Origin of the sequence: Klebsiella sp. 7-CIP_Kleb. (genome assembly GCF_050378655.1) — a bacterium.
Taxonomy (GTDB): domain Bacteria; phylum Pseudomonadota; class Gammaproteobacteria; order Enterobacterales; family Enterobacteriaceae; genus Klebsiella; species Klebsiella quasipneumoniae.
In genome coordinates, this window is record NZ_JBNRLJ010000006.1 from 82,583 (window position 1) to 105,921 (window position 23,339).

The window sequence follows — 23,339 nt, forward strand, 5'->3', positions numbered from 1 at the left end:
AGCGCTTTTTGCATCCTTCTGCTCCGTCCCACCTTCAGGTAAGGAATTCCTTACTTAAAGCATAGCCAAGGCTGAGTTACCTCCGTGGGGAAAAATCTAACATCCGCGTTTACTCCTTGTATTACGCAAAAAAAAAGGGGGCTCGAAGACCCCCTTTCTGTTCATCCTGCGCTTACGCCAGCTGGCGAAGCATCCGGCGCAGCGGCTCGGCGGCGCCCCACAGCAGCTGGTCGCCAACGGTAAAGGCCGACAGGTATTCCGGTCCCATATTCAGTTTACGCAGGCGTCCGACCGGGGTGGTCAGGGTGCCAGTCACCGCGGCTGGGGTCAGCTCGCGCATGGTAATGTCGCGATCGTTCGGTACCACTTTGGCCCACGGGTTGTGCGCGGCCAGTAGCTCCTCAACGGTCGGGATAGAGACATCTTTTTTCAGCTTGATGGTGAACGCCTGGCTGTGGCAGCGCAGCGCGCCAACGCGGACGCACAGGCCGTCTACAGGGATAACGGACGAGGTGGCGAGGATCTTGTTGGTCTCCGCCTGGCCTTTCCACTCTTCGCGGCTCTGGCCGTTATCCAGTTGTTTGTCGATCCACGGGATCAGGCTGCCCGCCAGCGGAACGCCGAAGTTATCCACCGGCAGCTCGCCGCTGCGGGTCAGCGACGTCACTTTGCGCTCGATATCCAGAATGGCGGAAGCCGGGTCCGCCAGCTCTGTCGCGACGTGGTTGTGCAGCTGGCCCATCTGGCTCAGCAGTTCGCGCATATGACGCGCGCCGCCGCCGGAAGCCGCCTGGTATGTCGCCACGCTGACCCACTCCACCAGATCCTGGGCAAACAGGCCGCCGAGGGACATCAGCATCAGGCTGACGGTACAGTTGCCGCCGACAAAGGTTTTTACGCCGTTGTTCAGGCCGGCGGTGATCACGTCCTGGTTAACCGGGTCGAGGATAATGATCGCATCGTCCTTCATGCGCAGCGAAGAGGCCGCGTCAATCCAGTAACCCTGCCAGCCGCTTTCGCGCAGCTTCGGGTAAATCTCGTTGGTGTAATCGCCGCCCTGGCACGTGACAATAATGTCCAGTGCCTTCAGCGCGTCCAGATCGAACGCATCCTGAAGCGTGCCACCGGTGCTACCGCCGAATGACGGCGCTGGCTGTCCCAGCTGGGAGGTAGAGAAGAACACCGGGCGAATGGCGTCGAAATCGCGCTCTTCAACCATGCGTTGCATGAGAACAGAGCCGACCATTCCGCGCCAGCCGATAAAACCAACATTTTTCATAACGTATTCCTGCGAGGTGTGTGCTGTTTGTGCCTGACCAGTTTCCAACTGGATTATCCCTCACCTTACAAAATGCAGCTAAAGTCGCAAGTGAAATTAATCAATGATTGCTGAACAATCAGAAAAGCAACTTATCCTGCGCATTGTCCACCGTCGCTGGTAGTCGTCAAAAGCGCAATGATTATCGGGGAAATCACCCAGGGAATGGAACATTTTCCGTTGCGATTTTATTGATCCTGATTATGGATTAAGCACGAAATCGGCTGATTTTCCCCTTGCCAAAAAGAAGCAACAAACCCAGGTGCAGCAAGGCTTGCCGAAGGATACGAGTATCGTCGTAGCGCTAATAAGGGCGAGGAGCCGGAAGAGAAAAGAGGGAAAAAGCGCGGCTTATTGCCGGGAAGCCAGGGTAAACGGCGTTACCCTGGCTTTTGGCCTCCCGCGAGCGGGTGACGAACAGACTTAGCTCAGAAGCTGGAAGGCAATCATGCCGACAATCGCCCCGGTGGTGCCGAGGATGGTTTCCATCATCGTCCAGGTTTTCAGCGTCTGGGCTTCGGTGGCGCCGGTAAATTTACCGAACAACCAGAAGCCGGCGTCGTTCACGTGGCTCACCACAATCGAGCCTCCGGCGATACAGATAGATAATGCCGCCATCTGCGCGCCGCTGTAGTTCAGCTGCTCAATCACCGGCATCACCAGGCCGACAGCCGTCAGGCACGCCACGGTGGCAGATCCCTGGATGATACGCACCGCCGCCGCCAGCACGAAGCAGGTAATGGCGATCGGCAGCCCCATGCCGGTCAGCGCTTCACCAAGCGCCGGGCCGACGCCGGAGTCAACCAGCACCTGCTTGAAGACGCCGCCAGCCCCGATCACCAGCAGGATAATTCCCGCCGGCTGCAGCGCATGGCCGCAGATCTCCATTACCCGGTCTTTCGCCATCCCCTGACGTACCGCCAGGCCGTAGATCGCCACCAGGCAGGCCACCAGGATCGCGGTGAACGGGTGACCGATAAATTCGAACCATTCGTAAGCGGTAGACCCCACCGGTACAAAGCGCGCGGCGATGGTTTTCAGGCCTACCAGCACCAGCGGTAGCAGGATCAGCGACAGGCTGAAGCCGAAGGAGGGCATTTTGCCTTCGCCGAGATGCGGCTCGGTCACGTCGTCAGGAATATGCAGCTCAACGTAGCGGCTGATGAAGTTGCCCCACAGCGGCCCGGCGATAATCATCCCCGGAATTGCCGCGCACAGGCCAATCAGGATCATCCAGCCAAAGTCGGCGTGCATTTGCGACGCCAGCAGCATCGGCGCCGGTCCCGGCAGCAGGAACGCTGCGGCGGCGGCCACCCCGGCAAACAGCGGGATCACCAGCTTCACGAGGTTAGTGCCGGTATGGCGCGCCATCGAGAAGGCGACGCTGATCAGTAGTACGATCGCCACTTCGAAAAACAGCGGCAGCGCGCAGATGAGGCCGGCGAGACCAATCGCATAGTGCGCGCGATTGTGGCCGAAGGATTTGAGCATCTTGACGGCAATCTGATCGACCGCCCCCGTTTCATGCAGGATCTTACCGAACATCGCGCCCAGCGCGACGACGATCGCCAGGAAGCCCAGCGTACCGCCCATCCCCTTCTCCATCGTCGCCGCGATTTTATCCAGCGGCATGCCGGAGAAGAGACCTGCACCAATAGAAACCACCATCAAAGCCACGAAGGCGTGCATCCGCGCCTTCATGACTAAAAACAGCAGCAGCAATACCGAGCCGACAGCTGTTAAAACAAGCGTTAAAGTACTCACTAGTGACTGCCTTTGTTGATCACCTCAATGGTGCTGGCCACCACGCCTTCCAGCGGCTGGTCGATATCGACGATAAGCACATCGCTCTCGTCGGCGCCTGGTTCCTGCAGCGTTTCAAACTGCGTCACCAACATTTGGGTTTTGAAGAAGTGCCCTTTACGCGCCTTCAGACGGTTTTCGATCACCTCGAAGTCGCCTTTCAGGTAGATGAAGGAGAGGTTCGGGTTGCCCTTGCGCAGAATGTCGCGATAGCTCTTCTTCAGCGCCGAGCAGACGATCAGCGACACCTTATTGGTACGCTGCATGGCAAACGCGGCGTCATTTAACGCCTGCAGCCACGGGGTACGGTCGTCATCGTTGAGCGGCTCACCGGAAGCCATCTTGGTGATATTGCTGCGCGGATGCAGAAAGTCGCCGTCGAGAAACGCGGCATGCAGCTGATGCGCCACTTCGCTGGCGACAGCGGATTTTCCGCTGCCGGAAACGCCCATCAGAACGTAGACGTGGTGATCATGATTAGTCGTGCTCAAAGCATCCTCCCACCGGACAGGTACGCCGCGCCGTGGCTGAGACTCATTGAGCGCGAAGGCGGCGTATCGGTTAATTGTTACGGGTAACTGTTATCGGTAACATTGTCATGCCGGACCTGTGGAGAAGCAATATCCATTCGTGCCAGATGTGAATATGTGTGATCTACTTCAAACTTGTCAGTTTAAATTGATCCGCCCGGTGACAATGTGAAACCTAAATCTAACATCTTAGGGGTAATCGCTTCGCCACGAATGCGCGCCAGCAGACGTTCGGCGCCGATGCGCCCCATCCGCTCACGCGGAGTCAGGACGCTGGCCAGCCGCGGCTCCATCACCTGGCCGATATCGTGGCCGTGGAAACCGGCAATTGCCATATCATCGGGGATCTTCAGCCCCAGGCGCTGGCACTCAAAGGCCGCGCCGACCGCGAGGTCATCGTTGGTGCAAAAGATGCCGTCAAGCTGCGGGTATTCGCGACGCGCCTGGCGCATCAGCTCAATCCCGGATGAATAGGACGAGGACTGCTCCACCATCACGCTGTAGGGCGTCATACCGGCGTCGCGCATCGCCTGCTCGTACCCCTTCTGTTTGATGATAGTACGTTCATCAAGACGCGCCCCCAGATAGGCGACGTGGCGGTGGCCGCGGGCGATGATCGCCGCGGTCATCTGCCGGGCAGCTTCAAAGTTATCAAACCCGACCGCAATATCGAGGCATGGCGACCGGCTGTCCATCAGCTCCACCACCGGAATGCCGGCGACTTCAATCATCTTCAGGGTGCGGGGCGTATGGGTGCGTTCGGTGAGGATCAGGCCGTCAATGTTCCAGGAGAGCATTGATTCGAGGCGTTTCTCTTCCATTTCCGGCTTGTAGCCGTAGTGCGCCAGCATGGTTTGATAGCCGAAGGCGTCGGTGACGCTTTCAATACCGCGCAGCACTTCCGAGAACACCTGGTTGGTTAACGATGGCAGCAGCACGCCAATCGCGCGGCTGGTGGCGTTGGAGAGAATGTCAGGGGCGCGATTGGGAATATAACCCAGTTCATCGAGGGCAACGGCAATCTTGCCACGCAGCGCTTCGGAGACCTGCTCCGGGTTGCGTAAATAGCGACTGACCGTCATTTTGGTCACGCCGACAAGATCGGCTACATCCTGAAGTACGGGTCTTTTCTTTTTCATCGTCCTGACTGTGATCAACGGGGAAACATTTTCTCAGTTTATCACGGACAAAGCGCAACCTTCCCTCATGTTAGGGAAGGTTGCGCAATTTATTTATACCCATCATAGTTCAAGTTGCATGCGCGTTGGCTTTCCTCGCTCACCCCAGTCACTTACTTATGTAAACTCCTGGGGATTCGCTGCGTCGCCGCCTTCCTGCAACTCGCATTATTTTGGGTATAGACTACCTCAGATAACTATCAAACCGGCGGCAGATCGAACAGCAGGATTTCGCTATCGCTGTCGGCATGAACCGAAATCGCCTGCTCATCCCAGATGGCCAGACCATCGCTGGTGGTAGCTTTGGTACCGTTGATGGTCACTTCGCCTTTGACGACCTGGATCCAGACGCGGCGTTCCGCAGCAATCTGGTGAACCGACTGCTCATCTTTCAGCAGCGCCCAGCGATACAGTTCCATATCCTGGTACACCTTCAGCGAGCCATCTCGCGCATCCGGCGACAGCACCAGCTGTTTGCCCTGGGCGGCGTCGAAGCGGCGCTGCTCGTAGCGCGGGGTAATGCCGGTTTCTTCCGGAATAATCCAGATCTGGTACAGACGCAGACGATCGGTTTTGCTCGGATTGTACTCAGAGTGACGCACCCCGGTACCCGCGCTCATGATCTGAAACTCGCCCGCCGGCACCTGCTCTTTGTTGCCCATGCTGTCCTGGTGCTCCACCGCCCCTTCCAGCACATAGGTCAGGATCTCCATGTCTTTGTGCGGGTGGGTACCGAAGCCCTGACCGGCGTCGATGACGTCATCGTTAATCACCCGCAGGGCGGAGAAGCCCATAAAGTTCGGGTCGTAATAGTTGGCGAAAGAGAAAGTATGCCAGGAATCCAGCCAGCCATGGTTAGCATGGCCACGTTCGTTCGCTTTGCGTAAGTAGATCATGTTGCACCCCCATATGTTTTCGATGGAGTCAGTGTGGACCCATTTCGCCAACGATCATAGAGGGTGAAAATTGACTCCTCTGTTCAAAAAATATGAACAAGCGCAGAGGAGCCGATTGGGCTTATTTCACCACGGTAATAGTGGCCGGTGATGGCTGCTCAAAGCCGCGCTGCAGGATCTCCATATTGGTAAGAACGTCAGATTCCTTGACGTAATTTGGCTGGCCGTTGACGAGGGTATCGTACAGCGCGTCGTATACCCGGCCATAGTCGCCGCTCTCCAGCGGGACCGCTTCGCGCACTGTCTCCCCCGCGTCGTTGACATACACCAGCTCGCCGACGCTGTCATCCGCGCCAAAGCCCGGCTCGCCCGGCATGATATTGGCTTTCAAGCTGGTTTCCTGCTGGTCGATACCATATTTCACAAACGAGCCTTTATGGCCGTGGACGATGAATTTCGGGTAGTCGATCTGCACCAGATGGCTGGTCTTAACGATAGCCTTCAGATCGCCGTAGAACAGCTGGGCCTCAAAGGTATCGTCCGGGTTAGCTTTGTTGCGCAGCGAGCGCAGATCGTAAGCGACATGGTCCGGGCGGCCGAACAGCGAAATAATCTGGTCCAGGGTATGTACGCCAAGGCCATAGAACTCGCCGTTTTGCGGACCGCCAGGGTTGGTCTCCGCCAGCGGGCGGTAGTTGTCAAAATGGCTTTCGATCTCCACCAGTTCGCCAAGCTTGCCGCTCTCAATCACCTTCTTGGTGGTCAGGAAGCAGGAATCGAAGCGGCGGTTCTGGTAGGGCGTCACCGTCAGGCCTTTGCTGTTCGCCAGCGCAAACAGGGTTTTGGCTTCCTCCAGCGTCGGGGTGAACGGCTTTTCCACCAGCACATTTTTCCCAGCCTCCAGCGCCTTTTTCGCATATTCAAAATGGCTGTCGGCATGGGTGCAGACCACTACCAGCCTGACCTGCGGGTCGTTTAATACTTCATCGAGATCGCTGGTGAAATGGATGTGGGAATACTGCGGCGCCTGCTCCTCGGGCTTCGCCCGACGGCGGTAGATATGCGCCACCTGCCAGCGGTCCTGGCGGTGTAATACGTAAGGAAGATGGTAGCGGGTGGTGCTTTTGCCGAAGCCAATAAATGCGCAGTGCAGAGTCATAACGCTGTCCTTAGTGAATGAACTACCTTCAACCATAGCGCAAGCCGGGACATGACTTCATCCTCTCAGTCCGTTTTCAGTGAAGATTCGTCAAAAAAATAGGTAGTGCACTACTTATACGTAATTATTAATAACTACTTGATTAATAAGTGATTAAATCACCATTTCCCGGCTAAACCTCTTGATCTCAATGGCGAAACTGCGGATAAGTGGAGGGCAAACCAGGACGTTGCTGATGACTAACGGAGTAGCCAGCCGCTGCTAATGGACAAACAGTATCTCGCCTTAAACGGCGCCCTTTTTTTCTGGCTTCTCGCGCTGATCGCCTGGTCTGTCGATGCGATCGTGCCGGCGCGTCTGGCGGCCGCCTGCGCGCTGGTCGCCTTCCTCCTCCATAACCAACGGAACAAGATTAACCCAATGTTTATCAAGAAAAATAAAACGGAACCCCAGACTTCAGAAGTGGTCACGCCTCCGGCAAATAACCCAGAATCCCCAACGGTCGCCAGTAAAAAACAAGAGACCACGGTCATTGCCAGCGGGGTGCATTTCGTTGGCAATATTGTCGCCAGCGGCCATGTCTATATTCACGGCCAGCTTACCGGCAACATTGAGGCTAAAGAACATCTGATTAAGGTGATGCGTGAAGGCCAGGTGGAGGGCAACATCAGCTGCCGGGAGCTGATTATTGACGGCAAGGTGCAGGGCCAGTGTCGCGGCGACAGTATCAGCATTGAGGAGCATGGCAATCTGGATGGCACCCTCACCTATCGCTCACTGGCGATTAAAAAGGGGGGCCTGTTCACCGGCAGCGCCGAGGTGCTGGCCGCGGCGGAAAGCAAAAGTCATCTCATCGGCCTGGTTGCGGAAGACGGCGTGACGTCCGCCAGGCCGCAAAGCGCCTGAGATTGCAGCAAAAAAAAAGCCAGCACCCGGCTGGCTAAAGTAATACTGGAAGCAATGTGAGCAATGTCGTGCTTTCAGGCTTTCCGCAGGGGTCTTCCTGAATGCAGGACAATAATAATCATTCTCATTCGCACTTGTCTATCTTTTTTTGCAAAAAACAACATTGACTCCCCGGCTGCCGTCAGAGATGGTGAAGGGGAATCAACCACCAAAAAGAGGATAAGGGAATGAGTGACATAGTGATACGCCATGCCGAACCGCGCGATGCTGAACCTTTACGTATGCTGATGGCGCACCCGGAGGTCTATCATGACACGCTACAGATCCCTTACCCCGCCATGGAAGCCTGGCAGGAGAAGCTACAGCCCAAACCCCATACCTTCCATCTGGTAGCGACGATGGACGATCGGGTTACCGGGCATCTGTCGCTCCATGTCGAGCCGCGCCCTCGCCGCAGCCACGTTGCGACCTTTGGTATGGCGGTTTCAGCAGGCCATCAGGGCCGCGGTATCGGCAGCGCCCTGATGCGCGAGATGATCGACCTGTGCGATAACTGGCTGCGCGTTGACCGCATCGAGCTGACGGTATTCGCCGATAACGAGCCAGCGATTGCGGTGTACAAAAAACACGGATTTGAGATCGAAGGCACCGGCAAGCGTTACGCGCTGCGCAACGGTGAGTATGTGGATGCGTATTATATGGCGAGAATGAAGTAGCTTATTGCCGGGTGGCGGCTTCGCCTTACCCGGCCTACTTTCGTGCCGTGGTTGGCCCGGTAAGCGCAACAGCGCCACCGGGCAACATATCAATACCCCGCCGTTAAATCATCCGGCGAACGCGGATCGGAGGCACCATACAGCATCCCGTCCGGCCCCACCATAATGCTCTGGGTACTGCCCATCGCCTCTTTCAGCGCCACTTTCTGCCCCTTCGCCTCCAGCAGCTTCAGGGTATCCGGGCTAAAGCCTTTCTCTACCCGCAGCTCATCCGGCAGCCATTGATGGTGAAAACGCGGGGCGTTGGTGGCTTCTGCGACGTTCATCCCGAAATCGATGGTATTGACCACCATCTGCAGTACGGTGGTGATGATCCGGCTGCCCCCGGGACTGCCCGTCACCAGCCAGGTTTTGCCGTCTTTCACCACAATGGTCGGCGACATCGACGACAGCGGGCGTTTTTTCGGCTCCACCGCATTGGCGTCGCCGCCCACCAGGCCATAGACGTTAGGCACGCCGGGCTTCGCCGAGAAATCATCCATCTGGTTATTCAGCAGAATGCCGGAGTCGCCGGCCACAATGCCGGTACCGAAGGTGGTATTCAGCGTATAGGTCACCGCCACCGCATTACCCTCTTTATCCACCACCGAGAAATGGGTGGTCTGGTTGCTTTCATAGGGCGCCAGTTTGCCCGGGCGGATCTGGCTGGAAGGCTTCGCCTTATTGACGTCGATCTCAGCGGCGATCGCTTTGGCGTAGGCTTTGCTGGTCAGCGCCTGCCACGGCACTTTGACGAAGTCAGGGTCGCCGAGATATTCAGAGCGGTCGGCATAGGCGTGTTTCTCCGCCTCCGCCATCACCTGCATAGCGTCGGCGCTGCCAAAGCCATATTTCTGCAGATCGAAGTTTTCGAGGATATTGAGGATCTGCACGATGTGGATCCCCCCGGAAGACGGCGGCGGCATGGAATAAACCTCATACCCGCGATATTCGCCGCTAATCGGCGTGCGCTCCACCGCCTTATAGTTAGCGAGGTCGGCTTTGGTGATAAGCCCGCCGTGCTTTTTCATCTCCTCAGCGATCTGGTCGGCGATGGCGCCTTTATAGAAGGCATCCGGACCGTGCTCGGCAATCAGCTCGAGGCTTTTCCCCAGGTTCTTCTGTACCAGCCGGTCGCCCTTCTTTAGCGGCTCGCCGTTCTTCCAGAAGATCGCTTTGCTGTTTTCGTGCTGCGGGATCACTTCGCTGCCGTAGGTCTTCAGATCGTCCGCCAACGCATCGTTAACGATAAAGCCCTCTTCCGCCAGCTTAATCGCCGGGTGGATCACTTTGTTCAGCGGCATGGTGCCGTATTTTTCCAGGGCAAGAGAGAAACCGGCGACGCTGCCTGGCGTGCCGGAGGCGAGATGCGAGGTGAGCGATTTTTTACTGTCCGGGTTACCCTGATCGTCAAGGAACATGTCGCGGGTGGCCTGCTCCGGCGCCATTTCGCGGAAATCGATGGCCGTGGTCTTGCCGTCTTTCGTACGCAGCAGCATAAAACCGCCGCCGCCGATATTCCCGGCCTGCGGATGGGTGACCGCCAGCGCGTAGCCGACCGCCACCGCCGCATCGACGGCGTTGCCGCCCTGGCGCAGAATGTCCACACCGACGCGGGTGGCCAGGGCATCCACCGAGGCCACCATCCCCTGTCGGGCGCGAACCGGGTGGAACACATCCTCCTCTACGCCATAAGAGACCGGCGGCGGCGGTGGCGGACTGGCGGCAACGGTAAAACTCCCGCCCGCCAGCAACGCAGCGATGACCACCTGACGCCAGATTGTTGTTTTTATCATTGTCTTACTCCTGATAGGTAGGTTTCATTCCCCGCTTAAGCCTGGTTGATAACTCCTAAAAAATCATTGTTATGGCGGATTCGAGGTACACTTAAGTGATCCCACGCACGGGAGGAGAAAACCATGAAAGCGATGTTATTTCTGGCGGCGCTGATGCCGCTCGGCGTTTTAGCCCAGCCAATCAATATTGATAACAACCCCAATCAGCCGGGTTACGTGGTCCCCAGCCAGCAGCGCATGCAAAATGAGATGAAGGTGCAGCAACAGCAGCAGCAGAGCATGCTGAAGCAGAATCTGAACAATCAGACTCGCTCCCAGCAGCAGCATCTGCAAAACCAGCTGCAGACCAATCAGCAGCGTGCCGCACAGGGCGGGAATATCAATCCGCCGCAGCAGGTACTGCCGAACAATAATGGAGGGATGCTGCGGCAGACCAACCCGTAAAGGCCAGCCGCCGCGCAGTGGATATTAAGGCTGGAAATCCGGCCCGATGACGTCAATGGCATCGGTGCAGATGCAGTCTACGCCCCAGCGCAGCAGCTCGGCGGCGCGCTGGGGTTTGTTAACGGTATACACCAGGATATGCAGGCCGGCCTGTTTCAGGCTTGCCACACGCCCGGCGTCCAGCAGCTTGTGGTTGAGGTGAATGGACACGCAGCCCAGCCGGGTGGTCAACTCCCGCCAGTCATCGCGCCACTCATCCAGCAGCAGCCCGCGCGGCAGCTCGGGAGCGGCTTCCTGCGCCGCCTCCAGGGCATCGATTTCAAACGACGATAGCAGCGGCGCGGTCATTCCCGCCCACAGCTCCCGTGCCGCCAGGGCCACCACGTTGCCGGTCTGCGGCCCAAGGCCAGTGGTCGGTTTAATTTCGATATTCGCCATCATGCCGTGACGGCGGCAGCGCTCCGCCACCTGGGAGAGCAGCGGCAGCGGCTCGCCCTTAAATTCACGGCTGAACCAGCTGCCGGCATCGACCTTAAGCAGATCGTCCCATGGCAGCTCCCCCGCCACGCCCCAGCCGTTGCTGGTGCGTTCGAGATTATCGTCATGCAGCAGAAAGATCTGCCCGTCCTTTGACAGCTTGGCGTCAAATTCAATCATCGTGTGCCCGTAGCGGGCGCCAACATCGATAGCCGCCAGGGTGTTCTCCGGCGCCAGTTTACCGCCGCCGCGATGGGCGACGATACGGGGATAAGGCCAGTTACTCATGCGCGTTGTCCTGTTTCACCATCAAAGAGGTGCAGATGTTCCAAAGGCAGATGCAGCCATAGCGTGCTGCCTGCCGCCGGACGCTGCTGGTGCGGCAGTCTGACCACCAGCTTCTGTTCGCCCCAGCGCCCGTGGGCGAGGTTATCGGCACCTAAAATTTCCAGGGTGTCCATCAGCAGCGGAATGCCGCCTTGCGCCTGCGAGCTTAAGATAAAATGCTCCGGGCGGATACCGAGCGTCATTTTACGCCCGGCGTGGCGCCGATGCTCATGATTCGTCGGCAGCTGCATGCCGCCCGCCAGCTCAAAGCGACCGCCGTCATCGCTGATGCGCCCTTCCAGCAGGTTCATGGCCGGGCTGCCGATAAAGCTCGCCACAAAGCGGCTGGCCGGTTTCTCATATACTTCGACCGGGGTGCCGATCTGCTCGGCAACGCCTTTGTTCATCACCATCACCCGCTGGGCGAGGGTCATCGCCTCCACCTGGTCATGGGTAACGTACAGCGAGGTGGTTTTCAGGCGGCGATGCAGCTGCTGCAGCTCAAGACGCATCTGCACGCGCAGCTTGGCGTCGAGGTTTGACAACGGTTCGTCGAAGAGGAATACCGCCGGGTCGCGCACGATGGCGCGGCCCATCGCCACGCGCTGGCGCTGGCCGCCGGAGAGCTCGCGCGGGCGGCGCTTGAGCAGGCCGTCCAGCTCAAGAATACGCGCCGCCTCCTGCACCCGGTCGGCGATCAATCCCTTACCCATGCCGCGGATCTTCAGCCCCCACGCCATGTTCTCTTCCACGCTCATATGCGGATAAAGGGCATAGTTCTGGAACACCATGGCGATACCGCGATCCTTCGGCTCCATCTCGGTCACCCGCTTGCGGTCGATCCAGATATCGCCGCTGGTCACCCGCTCCAGTCCGGCGACCATCCGCAGCAGCGTAGATTTCCCGCAGCCCGACGGGCCGACCATAACGATAAATTCCCCGTCCGCCACGTCCAGCGTCAGCGGTTGAATCACCTGGGTTTTGCCATCCCAGCTTTTGCTTACTGCCTGTAGTTTTAAACCAGCCATTTTATTTCTCACTATCGACCAGGCCACGCACAAACGCGCGCTGCATGGCTAAAACGATGACAACCGGCGGGATCAGGGTCAGCAGCATCGCCGCCATCACCTGATTCCACTGGGTAGTGCCTTCGCCGGTGGCGATCATGCCTTTGATGCCGGCGACGGCGGTGCCAAGATTCACATCCTGAATAATCAGCAACGGCCACAGATACTGGTTCCAGCCGTAGATAAAGGTGATGACGAACAGCGCGGCGAGGTTGGTTTTCGACAGCGGCAGCACGATGTCGCGAAAAAAGCGCATCGGCGAAGCGCCATCGATACGCGCCGCTTCAATCAGCTCGTCCGGCAGGGTCATAAAGAACTGGCGGAACAGGAAGGTGGCGGTGGCCGAGGCCATTAGCGGCAGCGTAAGCCCGGCGTAGCTGTCGAGCATTTTGAGATTGGCGATCACTTCCACCGTCGGGAAAATACGCACCTCGACCGGTAGCATGAGGGTGATAAAGATCAGCCAGAAGAACAGGTTACGCAGCGGAAAGCGGAACCAGACGATGGCGAACGCCGAAAGCATCGACACCACGATTTTGCCCACCGTAATGGCGAACGCCATGATGAAGCTGTTGAGCATCATCAGCCAGAACGGCGCGCTGTTGACGCCGACGCCGTTCACCCAGATGGTCTTCATGTTCTCCAGCAGATGTCCGCCGGGGATCAGCGTCATCGGCGTTTCGAACACCGATTGGTTATCCAGCGTCGCCGCCACGAAGGCAACATACAGCGGGAATAAAATGACGGCGATGCCCAAAATCAGCATGGTGTGGCTGAAAATCGTCAGCCCGCGACGGTTCTCAATCATTGGTAACGCACCTTACTTTCAACGTAACGGAATTGCACCACCGTCAGGATAATGACGAGGAACATCAGCACCACCGACTGCGCGGCGGAAGCGGAAAGATCGAGCCCGGCGAAACCTTCGCGATAGATTTTGTAAATCAGGGTGGTGGTCGCCTGCACCGGGCCGCCGGCGGTGGCAGCATCGATCACCGGGAAGGTGTCGAAGAAGGCGTAAACCAGGTTGACCACCAGCAGGAAGAAACTTACCGGCGCAATCAGCGGCAGCGCCAGCTTGAAGAAGCGGCGGATTGGTCCGGCGCCGTCGATGGCGGCGGCCTCAACCAGCGAACGCGGGATCGACTGCAGCGCGGCGAAGAAAAACAGGAAGTTGTAACTTATCTGCTTCCATACCGAGGCAAAGACCACCAGGAACATCGCCTGGCCGCTGTTCTGCGCGTGGTTCCAGTCGTAGCCCAGCTCGCCAAGGAAGTGAGTGATCAGCCCGCGCCCGGGGTTAAAGAGGAAGATCCACAGCACCGCCGCGACGGCGGGGGCCACGGCGTACGGCAGCAGCATCAGCGTTTGATAAAAGCGGCTGCCGCGCACCACATAGTCGACCAGCGCGGCAAAAAACAGCGAAATGAGCAGGCCGCTGACGGTCACCAGGGTGCTGAATTTTATGGTGGTCCAAAATGAGTCCAGATAGTACGGGTCATGGAACAGCGCAACGAAGTTATCCAGGCCGACGAACTGGCTGGAGAGGCCAAACGGGTCGACGCTCTGTAGCGAATACCACAGCGCTTCGCCCGCGGGCCAGATAAAGAAAATCAGCGTGATAATCAGCTGCGGCGCGACCAGCACGTAGGGCAGCCAGCGCGAGCGGAATACCGGACGGGATGATGACATGGAGATTGGGTTCCTGAACAATGCCGGGTGGCGGCTACGCCTTACCCGGCCTACATAGGGCACATCGTAGGCCCGGTAAGCGCAGCGCCACCGGGCAAGTTACAGATTACGATTTGGTCGCTTGTTCGAAGCGGCGCAGCAGCTGATTCCCACGCTGAACGGCGGAATCCAGCGCCTGTTGCGGGGTTTTCTTGCCGGTCCACACGCTCTCCAGCTCTTCATCGACGATGGTGCGGATTTGCGGCATGTTGCCCAGGCGCAGGCCTTTGGTGAACGGCAACGGCGGCTTGTTCAGCATCTGGCGGGTGGCGATATCGGCGCCCGGGTTCTTATCATAGAAGCCCTGCTGACGGGTCAGATCGTAGGCCGCGGTGGTGATCGGCAGATAGCCGGTTTTCTGGTGCCACTCGGCGGCGTTTTCCGGTTTGGTCAGGAAGTCGAGGAACTTCGCCACGCCGGTGTAGGTCTCTTTGTCTTTGCCCTGCATCACCCACAGGCTGGCCCCGCCAATGATAGCGTTCTGCGGCGCGCCTTTCACATCGGCATCGTAAGGCATCATGCCGACGCCGTAGTTAAATTTGGCGTACTGGCGGATATCGGCCAGCGAGCCGGACGAGGCAGTGGTAATGGCACAATCGCCGTTATAGAACTTTTCAGTGGACTCGTCTTTACGCCCGAAGTAGCTGAAATCGCCCTTCTTGTTCATCTCTTCGAGCAGCGCGATATGCTTCACCTGCTCCGGCTTATTGAACTCAAGAACCGCGTCGGTGCCGTCAAAGCCATTATTTTTCGTCGCCACCGGCAGACCATGCCAGGCGCTGAAGTTCTCGATCTGGATCCAGCCCTGCCAGCCGCTGGCGTAGCCGCACTTCATCCCGGCAGCTTTCAGCTTCGCGGTGTAGGCCGCCAGATCCTGCCAGGTCTTCGGCGGCTGCTCTGGATCTAAACCGGCTTTTTTGAAGGCGTCTTTATTGTAGTACAGCACCGGGGTGGAGCTGTTAAACGGCTGGGAGAGCAGATGGCCGGTTTTCGAATCGGTGTAATACCCGGCGACCGTCGGCACAAACTGCGATTCATCAAACTTGATGCCCGCCTCGCTAAACACCTGGTAGACCGGCTTAATGGCTTTCGACGCCATCATGGTGGCGGTGCCCACTTCATACACCTGCAGGATCGCCGGCGCGTTGCCGGTACGGAAGGCGGCGATACCGGCGCTCAGGCTCTGTTCATAGTTGCCCTTGTATACCGGAACGATTTTGTAATCAGGATTGGCCGCGTTAAAGCGTTGCGCCAGAGAATCCACTTCTTTACCCAGTTCGCCTTCCATTGAGTGCCAGAACGGGATGGTGGTAACCGCCAGGGCCTGACCGGCAAAAGCCAGGCTCAGCGCCAGTCCTAAAGCTGTATGTCGTAACGATATCATCGGTTATCTCTCTTGTTGTGCCGGATGCGCGATTTCACGCGTTTTATGCTCGCGGGGTAACATGACATGTTCGAATTACAGAAAAATAACTTTTTTATTACAAAAAAAAGATAGTAACGGGTCAGAGAGATGACAAGCCGATGAAAGGATGGGGGAAGTAAAGTGGGAGCTGAGACACGGATAATATTCGTGCGATCGGCTCCCGGGGTCGGCGCAAGCGCCTCGCCCGGGCTACAAACCGGCGAAGCGAATGACGCCGGGTTGCGATGAATTAACCGCCGAGATAGGCGCTGCGCACCGCCTCGTTGGCCAGCAGCGCGTCGCCGGTATCCTCCAGCACCACGTGACCGTTTTCCAGTACGTAGCCGCGATCGGCCAGCTTCAGCGCCTGGTTGGCGTTCTGCTCAACCAGGAAGATCGTCATCCCCTGCTCGCGCAGCTGCTCGATGGTGTCGAAAATCTGCTGAATGATAATCGGCGCCAGCCCTAATGACGGTTCATCCAGCAGCAGCAGACGCGGCTGGCTCATCAGAGCGCGACCGATCGCCAGCATCTGCTGTTCGCCGCCGGACATGGTGCCGGCGCGCTGGATACGGCGCTCGTGCAGACGCGGAAACAGCTCATACACCCATTTGATGCGGGTCTGGAACTGATCGCGGTCGGCAAAAAAACCGCCCATCGCCAGGTTCTCTTCCACCGTCATACGCGAAAAGACGCGCCGCCCTTCCGGGACGATCGCCACCGCCTCACGCATGATCTTCGCCGTCTGCCAGTCGGTAATATCCTTACCGTCAAAGACAATGCGCCCGCTGGAGGCGCGCGGATCGCCGCACAGCGTGCCGAGCAGGGTGGTTTTCCCCGCGCCGTTGGCGCCGATAAGCGTCACAATCTCGCCCTGTTTGATATGCAGGCTGACGTTGTGCAGCGCCTGAATCTTGCCGTAGTGGGCACTGACGTTGTCAAAAGTTAACATCGCGTTTTCCATCTTATGCCTCACCAAGGTATGCGCGGATCACGTCCGGGTTATTACGAATCTCTTCCGGCGTCCCGTTGGCCAGCGGTGTCCCCTGGTTTACGACGTAGATGCGATCGGAAATGCCCATCACCAGCTTCATATCGTGTTCGATAAGCAGGATGGTGGTGTTGTGATGGTTACGCAGCTCGGCGATAAGCTCGTCCAGCTCTTTGGTCTCTTTCGGGTTCAGCCCCGCCGCGGGTTCATCGAGCATCAGAATTTCCGGCTGGGTCACCATGCAGCGAGCAATCTCCAGCCGGCGCTGGTCGCCATAGGCCAGGTTGCTGGCCTGGCGGTTAGCGTGCTCCAGCAGGCCGATACGCTCCAGCCAGGTAGCCGCGCGGTCCAGCGCTTCGCTCTGCGCCCGACGGAAGGCCGGCGTTTTCAGCAGACCGGAGAAGAGTCCGGTTTTCAGCTGCTGATGTTGCGCCACCAGCAGGTTTTCAATCACCGTCATTTCGCGGAACAGGCGCACGTGCTGGAAGGTCCGCACCACGCCCATCCGGGCAATCTGCTGGCCCGGCAGCCCTTCCAGATGCTGGTCGCGCAGCATAATGGTGCCGCCGGTGGGTTTATAAAAACCGGTCAGGCAGTTAAAGACAGTGGTCTTCCCGGCGCCGTTGGGGCCGATCAGCGAGACAATCTCGCGTTCTCTGAGCTCCAGCGACACATTGTTGACGGCCAGCAGACCGCCGAAACGCATCATCAGGCCGCTGACGGATAATAATGGCTGACTCATGCCTGCTCTCCTTTCGCCTGACCGTTTTTCAGCTTCAACTGCACGCGCGTCATCGGCAACAGCCCCTGCGGACGCCAAATCATCATCAGCACCATCAGGCCGCCGAGCATTAACATGCTGTATTCGTTGAAGTCACGCATCAGCTCGCGCGAGACCACCAGCAGAATAGCCGCGAGGATCACCGCGAACTGCGAGCCCATCCCGCCCAGCACAACGATCGCCAGTACGAAGGCCGACTCAGCGAAGGTGAAGGACTCCGGGCTGACAAAGCCCTGGCGCGCAGCGAACAGCGTCCCGGCGAAGCCAGCAAACGCGGCGCTGATGGTAAAGGCGGTCAGCTTGATGCGCGTCGGGCTCAGGCCCAGCGAACGACAGGCGATCTCATCTTCACGCAGCGCTTCCCACGCCCGCCCCAGCGGCATTCGCAGCAGGCGGTTGATGACGAACAGGCTGAGCACGACCAGCAGCAGCGCCACCAGGTAGAGGAAAATCACCCGATCGGAGGGATCGTATTTGACGCCGAAGAAATTGCTGAAGGTATCCCAGCCGCCTTCGCGGGCGGTACGGCTAAATTCAAGGCCGAAGAAAGTCGGTTTCGGGATCTGGCTGATGCCGTTCGGCCCGCCGGTGATCTCGGTATTGTTGAGCAGCAGAATACGCACAATTTCACCGAAGCCTAAGGTCACAATCGCCAGATAGTCGCCGCGCAGACGCAGCACCGGGAAGCCCAGCAGGAAGCCGGCCGCCGCGGAGACCAGGCCAGCCAGCGGCAGACAGGTCCAGAAGCCGAGACCGTAATAGTGGTTCAGCAGCGCGAAGGTATAGGCGCCGATGGCGTAGAACCCGCCGTAGCCCAGCACCAGCAGGCCGGAAAGGCCGACCACCACGTTCAGCCCGAGGCCGAGGATGATATAGATCATCGTCAGGGTGGCGATATCCACCGTACCGCGCGACACCATAAACGGCCAGGCCACGGCGATCACCAGCAGAGCAATCAGGAACAGCTTCTGTTTCACCGTTGAGCCGTCAATCGCCGGCATAATAAACTTCGGCCCGGAGACGTTCTTGACCGCTTTCTGAAACAGCGGCCGCAGCAGCTGGAAGAAAAAGACCACCGCAGTGCCGATAAAGATCCACTGCCAGCGAATATCGGCGGCGGTATCGACCACCAGTTTGGTGCCGTCCAGCTCCAGCTGCACGCCCATAAAGACGCCCGCCAGAATGAAGAACATCACGGCAGACAGCAGCGCCATTGCAATTTGCATCGGTTTCATACTTTTTCCACCTCCGGGCGGCCCAGAATGCCGGTCGGCATCACTAACAGCACCAGAATCAGCAGCGCGAAGGAAACGACGTCCTTATATTCGGTGCTGAGATAGGCAGAAGAGAGCGCCTCGGCAATACCCAGGATCAGGCCGCCGATCATCGCGCCCGGAATACTGCCGATACCGCCGAGCACGGCGGCGGTGAAGGCCTTCATCCCGGCCATAAAGCCGATGTAGGGGTTAATCACGCCGTAGAACTGGCCGAGCAGCACGCCCGCCACTGCCGCCATCGCTGCGCCGATGACAAAAGTCAGGGCGATGACGCGGTCGGTGTTAATCCCGAGCAGGCTGGCCATTTTCAGGTCTTCCGCACAGGCACGGCAGGCGCGCCCCATCCGCGAGTAGCGAATAAACAGCGTCAGGGCCAGCATGGCAATAAAGGTCACCACCCAGATCACCAGTTGCATGGTGGTGATTGTCGCGGAGAAGCTGTCGCTGTGGCCGACGATCCACTGGCCGTTAAACAGGCTCGGCAGCGCCACGTCGCGCGACCCCTGAGTCAGGCTGACGTAGTTCTGCAGGAAGATAGACATCCCGATAGCGGAGATCAGCGCAATCAGACGCTTAGAGTTACGCACCGGCCGATAGGCCACGCGCTCAATGCTCCAGCCGTAGGCGCTGGCAATCACAATGGCGCCCACGAAACCGGCGGCGACCAGCAGCCAGCTGGTGTCGATGCCCATCATCATCAGCGCGGCGATGATCATGAAGGAAACATAGCTGCCAATCATGTAGACCTCGCCGTGGGCGAAGTTGATCATGCCGATAATGCCGTACACCATCGTATAGCCGATGGCGATCAGCGCATAGGTACTGCCCAGCGTGACGCCGTTAAACATCTGCTGCAGAAAATAGAGAAACTGCTCGGACATAAGGTAACCTTTTTTAAACCGCCCGCGGTTCGCGGGCGGAGGGATAACTCATCTTCAGCGCTTATTTCGCCGCGCTCGAAGAGCCGTCGGCGTGCCACTGGAAGACACCAAACTCAAATCCCTTCAGATCGCCTTTTTCATCCCAGGTCAGCGGCCCAATCACGGTTTTCGCCCCGTGCGCTTTCAAATCTTTGATTAAATCCAGCGGCTGCTGGCTGCCGGTTCTGTCCATCGCCTGCGCCAGCGACTGAACCGCGGCGTAAGTGATCCAGACATACGGCCCGCTCGGATCTTTCTTCTCCGCTTTCAGCGCGTTGACGATGGTGCTGTTGGCAGGGTCCTGATCGTAGCGTTTTGGCATTGTCACCAGCATCCCTTCCGCCGCGGCGCCCGCGATATTGGACAGCGAGGCGTTGCCGACCCCTTCCGGCCCCATAAACACGGTTTTCAGCCCGACGGAGCGCGCCTGGCGCAGCATCTGGCCCATTTCCGGGTAGTAGCCGCCGTAGTAGACGAAGTCGATGTTCTCTTTCTTCAGGCGCGCCAGCAGGGCGGAGAAATCTTTTTCCCCCGCGGTGATGCCGTCAAAGAAGACGATGTTGGCGCCGGCTTTTTTCAGGTTGTCCTGCACCGAACGCGCCAGCCCTTCGCCGTACTGCTGCTTGTCATGAATGATGGCGATACGCTGCGGTTTCACTTTCTCGACGATATATTTCGCCGCGGTCGGCCCCTGCGAGGAGTCGAGGCCGGCGGTACGCATGATGTACTGATAGCCGCGCTGGGTCAGCTCCGGGTTGGTCGCTCCCGGGGAGATCATCAGGATGCCTTCATCCTCATAGATATCGGAAGCCGGCTGGGTGGAAGAGGAGCACAGGTGGCCGATAACGTACTGAATACCGTCGTTGACGATTTTGTTGGCTACCGCGACCGCTTGCTTCGGATCGCAGGCGTCGTCGTATTCGACGGCCACCAGCTTGTCGCCCTTAATGCCGCCGCTGGCGTTGATGTCTTTAATCGCCTGACGCGCGCCGTTGAACTCCATGTCGCCCCACTGGGCCACTGGGCCCGACATCGCGCCGACCACGGCGACCTTAATATCCTTGGCCATCGCCGCGTGCGACATCGCTAATGCGACAATGCCCGCGACGATGGTTTTCGCGTTCCTTTTCATGCTGCAGAACCCCGTTCGTGATGTGGTGTAAATGTTTTGTATTTTTATGGTTAAAAAGCATTCTGTGCTTTTATTAAACAACGCCATTTTTACCATTGAGTTTAATGGTTTAGCGCAGCTTTTCACTAAAAAACAGATTAAAATCTCTATTTTTCAGTCGATTAAGCAAAGATAATATTCTGTATTTTGCTGAAGATAAACAAAAAAAAGTCCATGCGGCAGCATAAAATAACGATACATAAGGCGGAATAAAACGCTGCACATTAGGTTAAAATTCTGCTTATTTTTCGATCTATGACGGATTGCGCTACCCCAACAACGCCAGGAAAACGAATCCCCTGATGTATGCGCAAAAAACAGCGCTCCGCCAGACAGCAATTTTGGGTACACTGGCGCCTCTGTTTTGCACTGGACTTGCCGCCCATGAAACTGACCATTATCCGTTTACAGCACTTCAGCGATCAGGATCGCATTGATCTGGGAAAAATCTGGCCGTCGCAGGATCTGTCGACGCTGACCCTTGATGAAAACCATCGTCTCTACGCCGCCCGCTTTAACGAGCGCCTGCTGGGCGCCGTGCGCGTCACCCTGCGCGGCGTCGAAGCCGAGCTCAGCGATCTGTGCGTGCGTGAAGTGACCCGCCGCCGCGGCGTCGGGCAATACTTAGTGGAAGAGACGTTGCGTGATAACCCGGCCATCAAAAGCTGGCGCGTCGCCGACCAAGGGGTGGAGAACCGCGGCGTGATGGCGGCCTTTATGCAGGCGCTCGGCTTTAGCGCCCAGCACACCGGTTGGGAAAAGCATTAAGCTGTAGCCCCGGTAAGCGCAGCGCAACCGGGGTCAGACAACGCATTTGCAGCGTGAAAGGCGCCCCGCCCATTTAACCCAGCATTTCGCGTTGCAAAAAGGCGTCAAGACCCGAAATCCCCGGGAGCTTACATCAGTAAGTGACCGGGGTTGAGGGCCGCAGACAACGCATTTGCAGCGTGAAAGGCGCCCCGCCCATTTAACCCAGCATTTCGCGTGGCAAAAAGGCGTCAAGACCCGAAATCCCCGGGAGCTTACATTAGTAAGTGACCGGGGTTGAGGGTCGCAGACAACGCATTTGCAGCGTGAAAGGCGCCGGTTAAATTATTTGGCGTCGGTCGCCGTACCATTCGCATGCCAGGTAAAGACACCGAACTCGAATCCTTTCAGGTCGCCTTTCTGATCCCATGACAGCGGGCCCATCACGGTGTCTACCGTCGCGCCTTTCAGGTATTTAGCGATTTCCGCCGGATCGTCAGACTGATTCAGGCCTGCCTGCAGCGACTGCAGCGCCGCGTAGGTGGTCCACACGAAGGCGCCGCTCGGATCCTGTTTCTTCGCCTTGATCGCATCCACGATCGGTTTGTTCGCCGGCACCTGGTCGTAGTTCTTCGGCTTGGTCACCAGCAAACCTTCCGCCGACTCGCCGGCGATGTTAGACAGGGAGACGTTCGCTACGCCTTCCGGGCCCATAAACTGGGTTTTCAGACCGGCAGCGCGGGCCTGACGCAGGATCTGGCCCATTTCCGGGTGATAGCCGCCATAATAGACGAAGTCGATATTCTCTTTCTTCAGGCGCGCTACCAGCGTGGAGAAGTCTTTCTCACCGGCGGTGATCCCGTCGAAGAAGACCACGTTCGCCCCGCCTTTTTTCAGGCCATCCTGCACCGCACGGGCCAAACCTTCGCCATACTGCTGTTTGTCATGCACCACTGCGATACGCTGCGGCTTCACTTTGTCGAGAATGTATTTCGCCGCGGTTGGTCCCTGGTCGGAGTCCAGTCCGGTGGTGCGCAGGATCAGCTTATAGCCGCGCGCGGTCAGCTCCGGCGCGGTTGCTGCCGGGGTGATCATCAGAATGCCTTCGTCTTCATAGATATCAGACGCCGGCTGAGTGGAAGAGGAGCACAGGTGGCCGATAACGTATTTGATCCCGTCGTTGACCACTTTGTTGGCGACCGCTACCGCCTGTTTCGGGTCGCAAGCGTCATCATATTTTACGATCTGCAGCTTATTGCCCTTAATGCCGCCCTTAGCATTGATATCCGCTACCGCCTGCTCGGCGCCGGTAAATTCCTGATCGCCGTACTGGGCCACCGGGCCGGACATCGCCCCGACTACCGCGATTTTGATATCTTCCGCCAGCGCCGCGCTGCTCATAACTAAGGCAATACATCCTGCCAGTAACGCTTTACCCTTCATATTCATCCTGAGGCTCCCCATTATTATGGTTTTTGCATTTGTTGTGATGTTGTTTGTTAGCGCATTATTTTGTTTATATCGATAGGAAAAGCATATGATAGCTAATCTACCGGGGGCTGCTCGCGCTTTTGCAGCACACTATGCTAAACATACCGTCATTCTGAGGAATTTGAAACGACTAAATTGCGGGCTATGTAACAGATAAGTGACAAATAAA

At 57.8% G+C, this 23,339-nt stretch carries 22 protein-coding genes and 1 pseudogene; 5 read left to right on the forward strand and 18 right to left on the reverse strand.

Annotated elements, in window-relative coordinates:
* Positions 1–172: 172 nt before the first annotated feature.
* Positions 173–1,279, reverse strand: a complete 1,107-nt coding sequence (gene asd / locus ACQUTI_RS19365) for an aspartate-semialdehyde dehydrogenase (protein ID WP_049093784.1) — start codon at positions 1,277–1,279, stop codon at positions 173–175.
* 103 nt (positions 1,280–1,382) lie between these two features.
* Here asd and ACQUTI_RS19370 point away from each other — a divergent pair.
* A pseudogene (locus ACQUTI_RS19370) lies at positions 1,383–1,745 on the forward strand (hypothetical protein).
* Here the strand turns inward: ACQUTI_RS19370 and gntU are convergent.
* The 5 genes from gntU to ACQUTI_RS19395 all read right to left on the reverse strand — a co-directional run bounded on the left by gntU (position 1,742) and on the right by ACQUTI_RS19395 (position 6,884).
* Positions 1,742–3,082, reverse strand: coding sequence for a gluconate transporter (gene gntU, locus ACQUTI_RS19375; protein ID WP_004202127.1), 1,341 nt, complete (start codon positions 3,080–3,082; stop codon positions 1,742–1,744). The pseudogene ACQUTI_RS19370 and the gene gntU overlap by 4 nt on opposite strands.
* Positions 3,082–3,612: a gluconokinase gene (gene gntK, locus ACQUTI_RS19380; RefSeq protein WP_004202126.1), complete on the reverse strand. Its 531-nt coding sequence runs from the start codon at positions 3,610–3,612 to the stop codon at positions 3,082–3,084. Before gntK ends, gntU begins: the two co-directional genes overlap by 1 nt.
* Before the next feature lie 182 nt (positions 3,613–3,794).
* Positions 3,795–4,790: a gluconate operon transcriptional repressor GntR gene (gene gntR / locus ACQUTI_RS19385; RefSeq protein ID WP_053809904.1), complete on the reverse strand. Its 996-nt coding sequence runs from the start codon at positions 4,788–4,790 to the stop codon at positions 3,795–3,797.
* Between the two features lie 239 nt (positions 4,791–5,029).
* Complete coding sequence (locus ACQUTI_RS19390) at positions 5,030–5,725, reverse strand: pirin family protein (protein WP_002920779.1); 696 nt, start codon at positions 5,723–5,725, stop codon at positions 5,030–5,032.
* 121 nt (positions 5,726–5,846) lie between these two features.
* The gene (locus ACQUTI_RS19395) at positions 5,847–6,884 is read right to left on the reverse strand and encodes an oxidoreductase (protein WP_053809903.1); all 1,038 of its coding nucleotides are present in this window, start codon (positions 6,882–6,884) and stop codon (positions 5,847–5,849) included.
* Between the two features lie 264 nt (positions 6,885–7,148).
* Between ACQUTI_RS19395 and ACQUTI_RS19400 the strand changes: the two genes are divergently transcribed.
* Both ACQUTI_RS19400 and yhhY read left to right on the forward strand, forming a co-directional pair.
* Entirely contained in the window at positions 7,149–7,790 is a 642-nt protein-coding gene (locus ACQUTI_RS19400; protein WP_064794997.1) for a bactofilin family protein, read from the forward strand.
* A gap of 239 nt (positions 7,791–8,029) precedes the next feature.
* Complete coding sequence (gene yhhY / locus ACQUTI_RS19405) at positions 8,030–8,506, forward strand: N-acetyltransferase (RefSeq protein ID WP_072500826.1); 477 nt, start codon at positions 8,030–8,032, stop codon at positions 8,504–8,506.
* 89 nt (positions 8,507–8,595) lie between these two features.
* Here yhhY and ggt read toward each other — a convergent pair whose 3' ends face one another.
* A complete protein-coding gene (gene ggt / locus ACQUTI_RS19410; RefSeq protein WP_243827314.1) occupies positions 8,596–10,341 on the reverse strand; it encodes a gamma-glutamyltransferase in 1,746 nt (581 codons plus the stop codon).
* A gap of 123 nt (positions 10,342–10,464) precedes the next feature.
* Between ggt and ACQUTI_RS19415 the strand changes: the two genes are divergently transcribed.
* Positions 10,465–10,785, forward strand: a complete 321-nt coding sequence (locus ACQUTI_RS19415; protein ID WP_004202118.1) for a DUF2756 family protein — start codon at positions 10,465–10,467, stop codon at positions 10,783–10,785.
* Between the two features lie 24 nt (positions 10,786–10,809).
* Here the strand turns inward: ACQUTI_RS19415 and ugpQ are convergent, their stop codons facing one another.
* The 10 genes from ugpQ to livK form a co-directional block, all read right to left on the reverse strand.
* Positions 10,810–11,550 carry a glycerophosphodiester phosphodiesterase gene (gene ugpQ / locus ACQUTI_RS19420; protein WP_004202117.1) on the reverse strand — a complete coding sequence of 247 codons (741 nt, stop codon included), beginning with the start codon at positions 11,548–11,550 and terminating at the stop codon, positions 10,810–10,812.
* A complete protein-coding gene (locus ACQUTI_RS19425; RefSeq protein WP_017899977.1) occupies positions 11,547–12,617 on the reverse strand; it encodes a sn-glycerol-3-phosphate import ATP-binding protein UgpC in 1,071 nt (356 codons plus the stop codon). The genes ugpQ and ACQUTI_RS19425 overlap by 4 nt, the downstream gene beginning before the upstream one ends.
* A gap of 1 nt (position 12,618) precedes the next feature.
* The gene (gene ugpE / locus ACQUTI_RS19430) at positions 12,619–13,464 is read right to left on the reverse strand and encodes a sn-glycerol-3-phosphate ABC transporter permease UgpE (protein ID WP_023319266.1); all 846 of its coding nucleotides are present in this window, start codon (positions 13,462–13,464) and stop codon (positions 12,619–12,621) included.
* Positions 13,461–14,348: a sn-glycerol-3-phosphate ABC transporter permease UgpA gene (gene ugpA / locus ACQUTI_RS19435; RefSeq protein ID WP_004202113.1), complete on the reverse strand. Its 888-nt coding sequence runs from the start codon at positions 14,346–14,348 to the stop codon at positions 13,461–13,463. Before ugpA ends, ugpE begins: the two co-directional genes overlap by 4 nt.
* Before the next feature lie 106 nt (positions 14,349–14,454).
* Positions 14,455–15,771 (reverse strand): sn-glycerol-3-phosphate ABC transporter substrate-binding protein UgpB, encoded by a 1,317-nt coding sequence (gene ugpB / locus ACQUTI_RS19440; protein WP_004174008.1) that lies wholly within the window; start codon positions 15,769–15,771, stop codon positions 14,455–14,457.
* Between the two features lie 271 nt (positions 15,772–16,042).
* Positions 16,043–16,756 (reverse strand): high-affinity branched-chain amino acid ABC transporter ATP-binding protein LivF, encoded by a 714-nt coding sequence (gene livF / locus ACQUTI_RS19445; RefSeq protein WP_004145133.1) that lies wholly within the window; start codon positions 16,754–16,756, stop codon positions 16,043–16,045.
* A gap of 1 nt (position 16,757) precedes the next feature.
* Positions 16,758–17,525 (reverse strand): high-affinity branched-chain amino acid ABC transporter ATP-binding protein LivG, encoded by a 768-nt coding sequence (gene livG, locus ACQUTI_RS19450; RefSeq protein ID WP_008806972.1) that lies wholly within the window; start codon positions 17,523–17,525, stop codon positions 16,758–16,760.
* Positions 17,522–18,799 carry a branched chain amino acid ABC transporter permease LivM gene (gene livM / locus ACQUTI_RS19455; protein ID WP_008806971.1) on the reverse strand — a complete coding sequence of 426 codons (1,278 nt, stop codon included), beginning with the start codon at positions 18,797–18,799 and terminating at the stop codon, positions 17,522–17,524. Before livM ends, livG begins: the two co-directional genes overlap by 4 nt.
* Entirely contained in the window at positions 18,796–19,722 is a 927-nt protein-coding gene (gene livH, locus ACQUTI_RS19460; protein ID WP_012540389.1) for a high-affinity branched-chain amino acid ABC transporter permease LivH, read from the reverse strand. The genes livM and livH overlap by 4 nt, the downstream gene beginning before the upstream one ends.
* A 61-nt stretch (positions 19,723–19,783) precedes the next feature.
* Positions 19,784–20,893 (reverse strand): high-affinity branched-chain amino acid ABC transporter substrate-binding protein LivK, encoded by a 1,110-nt coding sequence (livK, locus tag ACQUTI_RS19465; RefSeq protein ID WP_032456690.1) that lies wholly within the window; start codon positions 20,891–20,893, stop codon positions 19,784–19,786.
* A gap of 423 nt (positions 20,894–21,316) precedes the next feature.
* On the opposite strand from livK, the gene panM reads away from it, so the two are divergent.
* Complete coding sequence (gene panM, locus ACQUTI_RS19470; RefSeq protein ID WP_428923342.1) at positions 21,317–21,700, forward strand: aspartate 1-decarboxylase autocleavage activator PanM; 384 nt, start codon at positions 21,317–21,319, stop codon at positions 21,698–21,700.
* 324 nt (positions 21,701–22,024) lie between these two features.
* On the opposite strand, the gene livJ is transcribed toward panM, so the two are convergent.
* Positions 22,025–23,128 carry a branched chain amino acid ABC transporter substrate-binding protein LivJ gene (livJ, locus tag ACQUTI_RS19475; protein ID WP_002920812.1) on the reverse strand — a complete coding sequence of 368 codons (1,104 nt, stop codon included), beginning with the start codon at positions 23,126–23,128 and terminating at the stop codon, positions 22,025–22,027.
* Positions 23,129–23,339: the final 211 nt, after the last annotated feature.